The sequence below is a fragment of the Pseudomonas sp. genome, from assembly GCF_017744435.1.
Taxonomy (GTDB): Bacteria; Pseudomonadota; Gammaproteobacteria; order Pseudomonadales; family Pseudomonadaceae; genus Aquipseudomonas.
On the sequence record NZ_JAGIBG010000001.1, the window covers coordinates 303126 to 314965 of the forward strand.

The 11840-nt window shown below is 58.7% G+C and carries 14 protein-coding genes and 1 tRNA gene; 5 read left to right on the forward strand and 10 right to left on the reverse strand.

Annotation, left to right across the window (positions count from 1 at the left end):
• Positions 1-106 precede the first annotated feature (106 nt).
• The 3 genes from J7573_RS01420 to J7573_RS01430 all read left to right on the forward strand — a co-directional run bounded on the left by J7573_RS01420 (position 107) and on the right by J7573_RS01430 (position 1879).
• Positions 107-934: a helix-turn-helix transcriptional regulator gene (locus tag J7573_RS01420; RefSeq protein ID WP_294324427.1), complete on the forward strand. Its 828-nt coding sequence runs from the start codon at positions 107-109 to the stop codon at positions 932-934.
• Positions 935-1267: 333 nt separating this feature from the next.
• The gene (locus J7573_RS01425) at positions 1268-1510 is read left to right on the forward strand and encodes a hypothetical protein (protein WP_294324430.1); all 243 of its coding nucleotides are present in this window, start codon (positions 1268-1270) and stop codon (positions 1508-1510) included.
• 102 nt (positions 1511-1612) lie between these two features.
• Positions 1613-1879 (forward strand): DUF3077 domain-containing protein, encoded by a 267-nt coding sequence (locus J7573_RS01430; protein ID WP_294324432.1) that lies wholly within the window; start codon positions 1613-1615, stop codon positions 1877-1879.
• A 120-nt stretch (positions 1880-1999) separates the two neighbouring features.
• Here the strand turns inward: J7573_RS01430 and J7573_RS01435 are convergent, their stop codons facing one another.
• From J7573_RS01435 to thrS, 10 genes are all read right to left on the reverse strand, one after another.
• On the reverse strand, positions 2000-2821 hold the full coding sequence (locus J7573_RS01435; protein WP_294324434.1) for an HNH endonuclease: 822 nt from the start codon (positions 2819-2821) through the stop codon (positions 2000-2002).
• A 410-nt stretch (positions 2822-3231) separates the two neighbouring features.
• Positions 3232-3308 (reverse strand) — tRNA-Pro (locus tag J7573_RS01440).
• A gap of 117 nt (positions 3309-3425) precedes the next feature.
• Positions 3426-3782, reverse strand: a complete 357-nt coding sequence (locus tag J7573_RS01445) for a MerR family transcriptional regulator (RefSeq protein ID WP_008100384.1) — start codon at positions 3780-3782, stop codon at positions 3426-3428.
• Positions 3763-4065: an integration host factor subunit alpha gene (gene ihfA / locus J7573_RS01450; RefSeq protein ID WP_003250679.1), complete on the reverse strand. Its 303-nt coding sequence runs from the start codon at positions 4063-4065 to the stop codon at positions 3763-3765. Before ihfA ends, J7573_RS01445 begins: the two co-directional genes overlap by 20 nt.
• 4 nt (positions 4066-4069) lie before the next feature.
• A complete protein-coding gene (gene pheT, locus J7573_RS01455; RefSeq protein ID WP_294324736.1) occupies positions 4070-6463 on the reverse strand; it encodes a phenylalanine--tRNA ligase subunit beta in 2394 nt (797 codons plus the stop codon).
• A gap of 33 nt (positions 6464-6496) precedes the next feature.
• The gene (pheS, locus tag J7573_RS01460; protein ID WP_054887103.1) at positions 6497-7513 is read right to left on the reverse strand and encodes a phenylalanine--tRNA ligase subunit alpha; all 1017 of its coding nucleotides are present in this window, start codon (positions 7511-7513) and stop codon (positions 6497-6499) included.
• 109 nt (positions 7514-7622) lie between these two features.
• The gene (gene rplT, locus J7573_RS01465) at positions 7623-7979 is read right to left on the reverse strand and encodes a 50S ribosomal protein L20 (RefSeq protein WP_003250671.1); all 357 of its coding nucleotides are present in this window, start codon (positions 7977-7979) and stop codon (positions 7623-7625) included.
• A gap of 27 nt (positions 7980-8006) precedes the next feature.
• A complete protein-coding gene (gene rpmI, locus J7573_RS01470) occupies positions 8007-8201 on the reverse strand; it encodes a 50S ribosomal protein L35 (RefSeq protein WP_003250667.1) in 195 nt (64 codons plus the stop codon).
• A 62-nt stretch (positions 8202-8263) separates the two neighbouring features.
• Positions 8264-8815, reverse strand: coding sequence for a translation initiation factor IF-3 (gene infC / locus J7573_RS01475; protein WP_177328455.1), 552 nt, complete (start codon positions 8813-8815; stop codon positions 8264-8266).
• Positions 8815-10737, reverse strand: coding sequence for a threonine--tRNA ligase (gene thrS / locus J7573_RS01480; RefSeq protein ID WP_294324775.1), 1923 nt, complete (start codon positions 10735-10737; stop codon positions 8815-8817). Before thrS ends, infC begins: the two co-directional genes overlap by 1 nt.
• Before the next feature lie 333 nt (positions 10738-11070).
• On the opposite strand from thrS, the gene J7573_RS01485 reads away from it, so the two are divergent.
• The gene (locus J7573_RS01485) at positions 11071-11376 is read left to right on the forward strand and encodes a hypothetical protein (protein WP_294324776.1); all 306 of its coding nucleotides are present in this window, start codon (positions 11071-11073) and stop codon (positions 11374-11376) included.
• Between the two features lie 163 nt (positions 11377-11539).
• Positions 11540-11752, forward strand: a complete 213-nt coding sequence (locus J7573_RS01490; protein ID WP_003250656.1) for a cold-shock protein — start codon at positions 11540-11542, stop codon at positions 11750-11752.
• Positions 11753-11840 lie beyond the last annotated feature (88 nt).

Genomic DNA, 11840 nt, shown 5'->3' on the forward strand with positions numbered 1-11840 from the left:
CCCACCGCCCACGCGCCACATTCACAAATTAGGTATCCTGCCCAACAGCCCACCCTAAGGGGCCGCCTAAAACAATAAATCATGCCTTTTCCCCAGGAAGCACAGCATGGAATTCTGGCCACTACGCCCCTCCACGACCGACTTCCGCCTGAGCATCGAGCAAACCGCCACCTTGCTCTCCCGCACCCGCGAAAGCCAAGGCAAGCTGCTGGCCGCCGACATGCTGAAACTGGTCAGCGCCCAAGTTCCCTTGGCCCAATGCACCATCTTCGCCTACAGCCCCAACCGCAGCCCCCAGATCATTTCCTTCGCCGACCGCGCCCGGATGATCGAGCTGCCCAGGATCTCCAGCAACTACGCCGAACGCTTTTACAGCATGGACGGAAACCAACAGGCGATGACCGCACGCCCTACCCTGTCGACCACCGACCGGATCATGGTGCAACGCCAAGGCATCGAAGACATCGCCCACCGCGACTACCGACGCATCTGCTACGAGCTGCCGCAGATTTCCGAACGTGTTGCGCTGCTGACCCATTGCGAGGGCAATCGTTGGCTGTCGGTGAATTTCTATCGTGGGCATGAACACGGGCGCTTTTCAGCCAACGAGATCAATGTCATCGAAAAAGCGGCGCCGCTGATCGTACAAATCTCGCGACTGCATTACAGCGCTTATCTCGAAGCCAATGAGATGCCGGCGCTGCTCAGTGAGCGGGTTGTCAGTCTGTACCCGGAACTGACTCGGCGTGACCGGGAGCTGCTGCAATTGATGCTGGCTGGGTGTGAGGTTGAGGGTATTAGCGCGAGCATGGGTATTCAGCTGTCGAGTGCGGCTACGTATATCAAGCGGCTGTATCGCAAGTTGGGGATTTCTGGGCAGCGTGAGTTGTTGGCGCTGGCTACGCAGCGTAAGTGGTCGAGTCAGGTTCACTGACGCAGCACGTGGGGACATTACAAGTTGTTACGACGAACAGCTAAAAATCGGAATTAGCCCCTTTCCTGTAGGACGTTTCCCAAAGATACTGCCGACGCCTGTTTTTCGTTGCGGCCGTTATTTCTGAGCTTTAGGCTCGGTGGGTCGTTGCACATCAACGACCGGCTTTGACAGGCCGCGACGATATACAGTGCATAGCCGTTCATGGCGGTTGTGTATGGGGCACGCTCGCGTGCGCCGGTTTCTGTGTTCGCCGGTCTGTCAACCCATGCACAGCTGCCACCATTCCGTTTGACAGCGGACTGGCGGTGGCCCCATCGAGAACACAGTCCAATGTTAAAAATGGTTCCAGATCCACCCCACAGCCTTCACTCCCTCGAAGACACATTGATGATGGCGGCTGACTACGCACTCTGCGCGGAAGTCGTTGCCCAGCAGGCGATGCTGATGCAGCCCAAGTCACCGGTGTCGTTGTTGATCATGACGTCAATGCACGAGCTTGATTCGCTGCGAAAATTGCTCGAATCGGCGCTGGCTCAAATACAAAAACCAGCGGATCCGCAGACGCTGCATTAACTTGCATCATGATTTGCCTGACCTGGCGCTTTCGTCTGTAGGAGCCCGGCTTGCCGGCGATAGGGCCAGCCCAGGCAGTTACAACTTCAGGGAGATGAACCAATGGCCACCGAAGAATCCAAATTCACAGTCGGCAAAACCACCTTCTATCAAGGTGAAAACCAGACCCATCCCCTCTTCCGCATTGAACCCGGCATCCCTTGCCAAAGCGCCCGCGAACAAGCCTCTGAACTGATGGGCTACGTCCGCGACCTGACCATCGACGGCCTGATGGAAGACAAACCCCAGCTGCTCTGGGCATCGCACTACCTCAGCGCCCTGGCCAAGGCCCTACTCGATGATGCCGAACTGGGCATGATGAAAGATTGAAATAACCCCTCCAGCAGCACCTGCACCGCCCACCCTGTGGGAGCCGCGCTTGCCGGCGATGGGCCGCAAAGCGGCCCCAACAACCTAAGCCCCTGCGCCCAACTCCAGGAGAACTCACTGCTAGGAATCAGTGTGCGCTAAAGGCTCGAATACCCATCGCCCACGCACCATACCTCTCAATTGATCGATGCTAAGAGTCATATCCCGCTTGCGGTGGACGACTGCATGACAGTTGGCGCACAACGTTACGAGATCAGTCTCAGGATCAACAGCTTTCTCACCACCGAATTCCGAAATCGGTACTACATGGTGAACGTGAATGAAGCCCTTAGCGTGTGCACCATAAGCCTGTTCAAAATCAAATCCACATCCTTTGCAGTCAAGGCCATGGATCGCAATAGCCTTCAGCCTCAGATCTTTTCGGCGCTCGTAGCGTGTTCCAAAGTAGCTGGACTTGCTGCCTTCATTGGCCGATTCGAAGGTAAATGGATCGCCTTCCACATTTGACACATCTGCCTCTGATTGCGAAGGCTGGATCGTCGCATGGCTTAAAATGGCATCGAAATCGGCTTGGGATATGGGCCGAACCCCATCACGCCAATAGTTTTTGACGCGGGTGGCAGGGATGGTCTCTAGGTACGCCCCATCAATTTTCGAAGGGACAGCACCTTCAAACAGCGCGAAGTTCTCGATCAGCGCGTAAAGGTCCCCCTTATCACTACCAGCATCTGCGTAGACCTTACCGATGCGCGCCGTACCAAAATAATGCGGATCAGCACTCAGGCGGACGGAGGCAAACGTTTTGTCCTTTATGCGCCCTTTGTAGTAGATCACTTCGGTGCCCGGAACGAGCAAGGCTTGGTAGCGCTTCGGAAAATGATAGACAGCGCCTGTTTCGTCTTCCCACTGCGAAGTGTCATTCTCAACTATGACGACGGGCATCTCTTTTCCTCTCGGGTGATGGCAAAAGCCTATCAAAAAAGAGGAAAATTCCTACAGCATTTGTAAAAAATTGACCGCGCCATTAGGTCGATGGTCTGTCCCGTGGTGACTGATAACTCCCAGGAGCGCCGGCCATATGAAAGTCCAAGAAGCCCCCTCTAGCGTATAAGGCAGAAAAGGGAGTTGGCTTATAACGCATCGATGATCTATGCCATCTATGGTGCACTCACGCAGTGCTAAACCTTAACTCAACTTCATTGGACGCCGGTTCAAATCCCCCCGGCAAATCAAAATCCAGAGCCATACGCCCGATCTCGCGCTAACCAGCCCACCCGGAAAACGAAGCCTTTGAGAATCACCAACTTCAGAAACAAAAAAGCCACCCGAAGGTGGCTTAGTTGTTTAAATAATGGTCGGGACGGAGTGATTCGAACACTCGACCCCTTGCACCCCATGCAAGTGCGCTACCGGGCTGCGCTACGCCCCGACTGGGCTTGAAGCATGTTCTCAATCTTACCGAGAACGTTGAAGAATGTACCCTAACCTCCTGATAAATGAAACCTTTTTCTCAAAAAAATTCCACTCATCAGAAAAACCGCAAAGGTCACTTCTTCAACACCACCAACACATCCTCCAATTCAACAATCATCTGCCGAATCAGCTGCTTGTACTGGCTCGATTCATCCTTCACCTCATCACTGGAGAGCCGCAACCGCGCCCCGCCAATGGTAAACCCCTGGTCATACAGCAGGGCCCGGATCTGGCGAATCATCAGCACATCCTGCCGCTGATAATACCGCCGGTTCCCCCGCCGCTTCACAGGGTTGAGCTGAGGAAACTCCTGCTCCCAATACCGCAGCACGTGTGGCTTTACGGCACACAACTCGCTCACTTCACCGATGGTGAAGTAGCGTTTGCCCGGTATGGGGGGCAGTTCGTCGTTATGGCTTGGTTCCAGCATAGGCCTCAACCCGGGCCTTCAACTTCTGCCCTGGACGAAAGGTGACGACGCGCCGTGCGGTGATCGGGATCTCTTCCCCTGTCTTGGGGTTGCGGCCCGGCCGCTGGCGTTTGTCGCGAAGGTCGAAGTTGCCGAAACCGGACAACTTGACCTGCTCGTTCTCTTCAAGTGCGTGCCGAATTTCTTCAAAAAACAGCTCGACCAGCTCCTTGGCCTCACGCTTGTTAAGCCCCAGCTCCTCGTACAGCCTTTCGGCCATCTCAGCTTTCGTCAGAGCACCCATGCCGTTATTTCCTTAACGTGGTGTTCAACCTTTGTTCGAGCGAGGTGAGGATGTTTTGCAGGGTAGTGTTCACCTCATCGTCGTTAAGAGTGCGCGATGGATGCTGCCAGGTCAAGCCGACGGCGAGGCTTTTTCTATCAGGATCAATGCCTTTACCTTGGTAGACATCAAACAGCCTGAGGTCTGTGAGCCATTCGCCTGCATTGTCACGAATTACTTCAAGCACGTCTTGAGAAGCTACATCACGTCCTGCGATCAAGGCCAGGTCGCGACGGGTTTCCGGGAACTTGGAGAGTTCGCTGAATTTCGGCAGGCGGCCTTCGACCACATCACCCAGTACCAGCTCGAAGACGAACACCGGGCGGTCCAGGTCCAGGGCTTTGGCCAGCTCTGGGTGGATGGCGCCGAGGTAGCCGACGTCCTTGCCGTCGCGCTGGATCACAGCGGTCTGGCCAGGGTGCAAGGCTGGGTGCTTGCCGGCGGCGAAGGTGAAGTCGCTCAGGGCGCCGCTGTAGCCCAGCAGGGCTTCCACGTCGGCTTTGACATCGAAGAAGTCGATGGTGTCGCGGCCGTTGGCCCAGCCTTCTGGCAGGCGGCTGCCGGTGACGACGCCGGCGATCATTGGCTGCTGCTGCAGGTTACCGAGCTGGCCGACGAAGCGCAGGCCGCTTTCGAACAGGCGCACGCGGTCTTGCTGGCGGTTGAGGTTGTGCTGCAGTGCCTTGACCAGGCCCGGCCACAACGAGGCGCGCATGGCGGCCATGTCGTTGGAGATCGGGTTGGCCAGCAGCAGCGGCTCGACGCCTGGGCTGAACAGCTCGAACAGCTTCGGGTCGATGAAGCTGTAGGTGATGGCTTCCTGGTAGCCGCGGGCGACCAGCAGGCGGCGCAGGTTTGGCAGCTCGCCGCGGGTTTCCGGGCGGGCTTGCGGCGCGAGGCGGGCTTGCGGGTAGCGCACTGGCAGGTTGTTGTAACCGTACAGGCGGGCCAGTTCTTCGATCAGGTCGACTTCCAGGCTGATGTCGAAGCGGTGGCTTGGGACGTTGACGGTCCACTGCACTACACCAGTAGAGCCGCCATCAGCTTTAGTAGCCAGGCCAAGGTTGTTGAGCAGTTGCTCGACCTGGGCCGGGTCCATCTCCATGCCGAGCATCTGGGTGATGCGGTCGGCGCGCAGGGTGACCGGGGCAACGTTCGGCAGGTGCTGTTCGCTGACGGCTTCGACCACCGGGCCGGCTTCGCCGCCGACGATGTCGAGGATCAGCTGGGTGGCGCGTTCCATGGCTTCGCGGGCCAGCTGCGAGTCGACGCCACGCTCGTAGCGGTGCGAGGCATCGGTGTGCAGGCCGTAGGAACGGGCTTTACCGGCGACGGAGATCGGCTCGAAGAAGGCGCTTTCGAGGAACAGGTCGCGGGTTTTTTCGGTGTTCACACCGCTGTGCTCGCCACCCATGACGCCGGCGATGGCCAGGGCGCGGGTGTGGTCGGCGATTACCAGGGTGTCGGCACGCAGGGCCACTTCCTGGCCGTCGAGCAGGACGAGCTTCTCGCCCTCTTCAGCCATGCGCACGCGGATGCCGCCGTTGATTTCGGCGAGGTCGAAGGCGTGCATCGGCTGGCCGAGCTCGAGCATCACGTAGTTGGTGATGTCGACGGCGGCGTCGATGCTGCGCACGTCGCTGCGGCGCAGGCGCTCGACCATCCACAGCGGGGTCGGCTTGCTCAGGTCGACGTTGCGGATGACGCGGCCGAGATAACGTGGGCAGGCAGCCGGGGCGCTGACTTCGACCTGGCGCACTTCGTCATGGGCAGCGGCAACGGCTGGCACCACTGGACGGGTAACCGGGGTGTCGTACAGGGCGCTTACGTCGCGAGCGAGGCCGGCGATGGACAGGCAGTCACCGCGGTTCGGGGTCAGGCCGATCTCGATGCTGGCGTCGTCCAGGCTCAGGTACTGGCGGATGTCGTCGCCCACCGGGGCGTCGGCAGCCAGTTCCAGCAGGCCGTCGTTTTCTTCGCTGATCTGCAGCTCGGCGGCCGAGCAGAGCATGCCGAACGACTCGACGCCGCGCAGCTTGGCCTTCTTGATCTTGAAGTCGCCTGGCAGTTCGGCGCCGATCATGGCGAACGGGATCTTGATGCCTGGGCGGGCGTTAGGCGCGCCGCACACGACCTGGAAGGTTTCCTGGCCGTTGCTCACCTGGCATACACGCAGCTTGTCGGCGTCCGGGTGTTGTTCGGTGGCGAGGATCTCGCCCACGACGATGCCGCTGAACTGGCCGGCAGCGGGGGTCACGCTGTCGACTTCGAGGCCGGCCATGGACAGGCGGGCGACCAGTTCATCACGGGAGACTTGCGGGTTTACCCAACCGCGCAGCCACTGTTCACTGAATTTCATGCTGTTCTCCTGAAAGTTGCGTCGGGCATTGACCTAGCGGAATTGCGCGAGGAAGCGCAGGTCGTTGTCGAAGAACAGACGCAAATCGTTGACGCCATAGCGCAGCATGGCCAGGCGCTCGGCGCCCATGCCGAAGGCGAAGCCCTGGAATTCTTCAGGGTCGATGCCAGACATGCGCAGCACGTTCGGGTGCACCATGCCGCAGCCCATGACTTCCAGCCAGCCGGTCTGCTTGCACACGCGGCAGCCCTTGCCGGAACACATCACGCACTGGATGTCGACTTCGGCGGACGGCTCGGTGAACGGGAAGAACGACGGGCGGAAGCGCACGGCCAGTTCTTTTTCGAAGAAGACGCGCAGGAATTCTTCGATGGTGCCCTTGAGGTCGGCGAAGTTGATGCCGCGGTCGATCAGCAGGCCTTCGACCTGGTGGAACATCGGCGAGTGGGTGATATCCGAGTCGCAGCGGTAGACGCGGCCCGGGCAGACAATGCGGATCGGCGGCTGGGTGGACTCCATGGTCCGCACCTGCACCGGCGAGGTGTGGGTGCGCAGCAGCATGTTGGCATTGAAGTAGAAGGTGTCGTGCATCGCCCGGGCCGGGTGGTGGCCAGGGATGTTGAGCGCTTCGAAGTTGTGGTAGTCGTCTTCGACCTCAGGGCCTTCGGCGATGCCGTAGCCGATGTGGGTGAAGAACTGCTCGATGCGCTCGAGAGTACGGGTGATCGGGTGCAGCCCGCCGGTGGTCTGGCCACGGCCTGGCAGGGTCACGTCGATGCATTCGGCGGCCAGGCGAGCGCTGAGCTCGGCTTCTTCGAAGGCAGCCTTGCGTGCGTTGAGCACGACGGTGACACGCTCTTTGGCGTCGTTGATCAGCGCGCCGACTTTCGGGCGCTCGTCGGCTGGCAGGTTGCCCAGGGTCTTCATCACCTGGGTCAGTTCGCCCTTCTTGCCGAGGTACTGAACCCGGATCTGTTCCAGGGTATTGATGTCTTCAGCGCGCTCGACGGCCTCCAGGGCTTGTGAGACCAGCGCATCCAGGTTTTCCATGTACAGACTCCAGATACGAAAATAGGGGAAGAGCTTTAAAGGCTCTTCCCCTATCGATGACGTTCAATGCCCGGCGCCGCAAGCGCCGCCGGGTGATTGTCGCGGGTACTTAAGCCAGAACGGCTTTAGCTTTCTCGACAATCGCAGCAAACGCCGCTTTTTCGTTCACTGCCAGATCGGCCAGAACCTTACGGTCGATTTCGATCGAAGCCTTTTTCAGGCCAGCAATCAGACGGCTGTAGGACAGACCGTTGGTGCGGGCACCGGCGTTGATACGAGCGATCCACAGTGCGCGGAACTGACGCTTCTTCTGACGACGGTCACGGTAGGCATATTGACCAGCCTTGATGACAGCCTGCTTGGCAACGCGGAATACGCGCGAGCGTGCACCGTAGTAGCCTTTAGCCAGTTTCAGAATTTTCTTGTGACGCTTACGAGCGATGACGCCACGCTTAACACGAGCCATGAGTAACTTCCTCTATCTAAACCAGAATTAACGTACGCGCAGCATGCGCTCGACTTTTGCCACGTCAGACGGGTGCAGCAGGCTGGCACCGCGCAGTTGACGCTTACGCTTGGTCGACATTTTGGTCAGGATGTGGCTCTTGAAAGCGTGCTTGTGCTTGAAGCCGGAAGCGGTCTTCAGGAAGCGCTTCGCAGCACCGCTCTTGGTTTTCATTTTTGGCATGTTGGAACTCCGCATTCGATAAAAATTACACAATAATCATCAGGCCTGCCGTGCCCGGGAGATTACTTCTTCTTTTTGGGGGCGATGACCATCATAAGCTGGCGTCCTTCCATCTTCGGATGCTGCTCAACGGAGCCGTATTCGGCGAGGTCGGCTTCGACCCGCTTCAACAGCTCCATGCCCAGCTCCTGGTGGGCCATCTCACGGCCGCGGAATCTCAGAGAGATCTTGGCCTTGTCCCCATCGGTAAGGAAACGTACCAGGTTGCGTAGTTTTACCTGGTAATCCCCTTCTTCCGTCCCTGGACGAAACTTGATTTCTTTGATCTGGATCTGCTTCTGGTTCTTCTTGGCTTCGTTGGCCTGCTTCTTCTTCTCGAAGAGATGCTTGCCGTAGTCCATCACCTTGCAGACAGGCGGTACCGCGTCTGCAGAGATTTCCACCAGATCCAGCTTCGCTTCTTCAGCGATACGAAGCGCTTCATCAATCGAGACGATGCCAACCTGCTCGCCATCAGCGCCAATTAACCGAACCTCGCGGGCCGAGATATTCTCGTTGATCGGGGCCTTCGGTACAGCACGCTTATCGTTTCTCATTTCACGCTTAATAGTCATTACTCCGATTCTTGGCGACCACGCCGGGAAACCGCTTGTGTCAGGAGCTCAGCGAACTGGGCGACGGGCATGGAGCCCAGGTCTGCGCCTTCGCGAGTACGCACAGCGACGGTTTGCGTTTCGACTTCGCGATCCCCTATAACCAAAAGGTACGGGACCTTGAGCAAAGTATGCTCGCGGATTTTAAAGCCGATCTTCTCATTTCTCAAGTCCGGCTTGGCACGGAAACCGCTACCGTTCAGAGCTTTTTCCACCTCGAGGGCGAAATCGGCCTGCTTGTCGGTGATGTTCATGATCACCGCCTGGGTCGGCGCCAGCCAGGCTGGGAAGACGCCGGCGTAGTGCTCGATCAGCATGCCGATGAAGCGCTCGAACGAACCGAGGATGGCGCGGTGCAGCATGACAGGGCGAACCCGGCTGTTATCTTCGGCGATATAGCTGGCATCCAGGCGCTCTGGCAGGTTCGGGTCGTACTGCAGGGTACCGCACTGCCAGTTACGGCCGAGGCAGTCGCGCAGGGTGAACTCGATCTTCGGGCCGTAGAACGCGCCCTCGCCCGGCTGGTATTCCCACTCCAGGCCCGACTCGTTCAGGGCGTCGGCCAGTGCGCCTTCGGCACGGTCCCACAGCTCTTCGGAGCCGACACGCTTGGCCGGACGAGTGGACAGCTTCATGGCGATGTCGGTGAAGCCGAAGTCCTTGTACACGTCCAGGGTCAGCTTGATGAAGTCGGCGGCTTCTTTCTTCACCTGTTCTTCGGTGCAGAAGATGTGCGCATCGTCCTGCACGAAGCCACGCACGCGCATGATGCCGTGCAGGGCGCCGGATGGCTCGTTGCGGTGACAGGCACCGAATTCGGCCAGGCGCAGTGGCAGGTCGCGGTAGCTCTTCAAGCCCTGGTTGAACACCTGCACGTGGCACGGGCAGTTCATCGGCTTGACCGCGTAGTCACGGCTTTCCGACGAGGTGGTGAACATGTTTTCGGCGTAGTTGGACCAGTGGCCGGAACGCTCCCAGAGGATGCGGTCGACGACTTGCGGGGTCTTGATTTCCGAGTAGCCGTTTTCGCGCTGAACCTGGCGCATGTACTGCTCGAGTACCTGGTACACGGTCCAGCCGTTGGCGTGCCAGAACACCATGCCCGGGGCTTCTTCCTGGAGGTGGAAGAGGTCGAGCTGCTTGCCGATCTTGCGGTGGTCGCGTTTTTCGGCTTCTTCGATGCGCTGGATGTAGGCGGCCAGCTGCTTCTTGTCGGCCCAGGCGGTGCCGTACACGCGTTGCAGCTGCTCGTTCTTGGCATCGCCGCGCCAGTAGGCGCCGGACAGCTTGGTCAGCTTGAATGCCTTGAGGAAACGAGTGTTCGGCACGTGCGGGCCACGGCACATGTCGACGTATTCTTCGTGGTAGTACAGGCCCATGGCCTGCTCGTCCGGCATGTCTTCGACCAGGCGCAGCTTGTAGTCTTCGCCACGGGCCTTGAACACGTCGATGACTTCGGCGCGCGGGGTGACCTTCTTGACCACGTCGTAGTCTTTTTCGATCAGCTCCATCATGCGCTTTTCGATGGCGGCCATGTCTTCAGGGGTGAAGGGGCGCTCGTAGGCGATGTCGTAATAGAAGCCTTCGTCGATCACCGGGCCGATCACCATCTTGGCGGTCGGGTACAGCTGTTTCACCGCGTGGCCAACCAGGTGGGCACACGAGTGACGAATGATCTCCAGTCCCTCTGCATCTTTAGGGGTGATGATCTGCAGGGTGGCGTCGTTGTGGATCAGGTCGCAAGCATCGACCAGTTTGCCGTCGACCTTGCCGGCCACGGTGGCCTTGGCCAGGCCTGCGCCGATGGAAGCGGCGACGTCGGCGACGGATACGGCGTGATCAAACGAACGTTGACTGCCATCGGGAAGAGTAATAACGGGCATGGCGCCTCCTCTCCTAGTGGTGACCCCTACCAAAGGTCACGTGGGTTGGGATGAGCCAGTACAAGATCCGACCTGCCTTCCCTTCAGGGAAGCCTGCCTCACAGTGGCAGAAGCCTTTCGGCTTGCCAGGGACGAACCAGAGTGACTGGAAAGAAAAAAGTTGCACGCTGCCAGTGGCTAGCTGCAAGCCGAGCATGCTAGCACGCGGGTTGTGCGGCTCGTAGAAATATTTGGAAATTACGCCGCCCCGGTGAACTATCGCGGAAAAATTCCTATCAGACCTTGGGAAGCAACCTACTCTTGTTGAGACCTTAACCCAAGGAGTAACTGGTTATGCGAGTACCGTCTCTTCTGGCCCTGGCGGCCGCTGGCGCCCTGCTGCTGCCGATGGCTGCCAACGCTGGCAACTTCCCTGCTGGGAGTGAAAAGGCCTACATGACCCAGTGCCAAACGGCCGCTAGCGGCCAAGGCCTTGACGCCGCGACGGCGAAGAAGCACTGCGACTGCGGCGCCCAGGCCATCAAAAAGAATTTCACTGACGCAGAAATCGCCGACCTGAATAGCCAGGATGGCATGGACGCCAAGCTGATGCAGAAGGCGCAAACCGTCGTGAAGCAGGCTTGCGCACCCAAGAGCTGAAACCTTAAAGCCAGAGCAGGCCAGGCATTATTTGCCCTGGATCAATATCCTGCGAAGGTAAAAGGCGCTAGATGCGCAGAATTAGACTATGATGTCCCCCGTGCTCCGTAGCCTCGGCCGCATTGCACCACTGAAAAATCTAAATGTTCTGGAGATTCACCTCATGTCCAATCGCCAACAAGGCACCGTCAAATGGTTCAATGATGAGAAAGGCTACGGCTTCATCACCCCAGCAGGCGGCGGCGACGACCTGTTCGTACACTTCAAAGCCATCGAATCCGACGGCTTCAAGAGCCTGAAAGAAGGCCAGACTGTTTCCTTCGTCGCCGAGCGCGGCCAGAAGGGCATGCAGGCTGCACAGGTTCGTCCGGAGTAATTCGGACAGCTGTAAAAAAACCCGCCCTCGTGGCGGGTTTTTTTATGCCTGCTTGCCGGGCCCCTGTGGGAGCGGGCTCGCCCGCAAA

What these genes read in the sequence shown, in the direction of transcription:
- J7573_RS01435 (WP_294324434.1), bottom strand. Translation starts at nt 2,821, where the DNA reads ATGCCCGTCGTCATAGTTGAGAATGACACTTCGCAGTGGGAAGACGAA.
- J7573_RS01430 (WP_294324432.1), top strand. Translation starts at nt 1,613, where the DNA reads ATGGCCACCGAAGAATCCAAATTCACAGTCGGCAAAACCACCTTCTAT.
- J7573_RS01485 (WP_294324776.1), top strand. Translation starts at nt 11,071, where the DNA reads ATGCGAGTACCGTCTCTTCTGGCCCTGGCGGCCGCTGGCGCCCTGCTG.
- ihfA (WP_003250679.1), bottom strand. Translation starts at nt 4,065, where the DNA reads ATGGGTGCTCTGACGAAAGCTGAGATGGCCGAAAGGCTGTACGAGGAG.
- J7573_RS01420 (WP_294324427.1), top strand. Translation starts at nt 107, where the DNA reads ATGGAATTCTGGCCACTACGCCCCTCCACGACCGACTTCCGCCTGAGC.
- infC (WP_177328455.1), bottom strand. Translation starts at nt 8,815, where the DNA reads ATGACTATTAAGCGTGAAATGAGAAACGATAAGCGTGCTGTACCGAAG.
- rpmI (WP_003250667.1), bottom strand. Translation starts at nt 8,201, where the DNA reads ATGCCAAAAATGAAAACCAAGAGCGGTGCTGCGAAGCGCTTCCTGAAG.
- rplT (WP_003250671.1), bottom strand. Translation starts at nt 7,979, where the DNA reads ATGGCTCGTGTTAAGCGTGGCGTCATCGCTCGTAAGCGTCACAAGAAA.
- pheT (WP_294324736.1), bottom strand. Translation starts at nt 6,463, where the DNA reads ATGAAATTCAGTGAACAGTGGCTGCGCGGTTGGGTAAACCCGCAAGTC.
- thrS (WP_294324775.1), bottom strand. Translation starts at nt 10,737, where the DNA reads ATGCCCGTTATTACTCTTCCCGATGGCAGTCAACGTTCGTTTGATCAC.
- pheS (WP_054887103.1), bottom strand. Translation starts at nt 7,513, where the DNA reads ATGGAAAACCTGGATGCGCTGGTCTCACAAGCCCTGGAGGCCGTCGAG.
- J7573_RS01425 (WP_294324430.1), top strand. Translation starts at nt 1,268, where the DNA reads ATGTTAAAAATGGTTCCAGATCCACCCCACAGCCTTCACTCCCTCGAA.
- J7573_RS01490 (WP_003250656.1), top strand. Translation starts at nt 11,540, where the DNA reads ATGTCCAATCGCCAACAAGGCACCGTCAAATGGTTCAATGATGAGAAA.
- J7573_RS01445 (WP_008100384.1), bottom strand. Translation starts at nt 3,782, where the DNA reads ATGCTGGAACCAAGCCATAACGACGAACTGCCCCCCATACCGGGCAAA.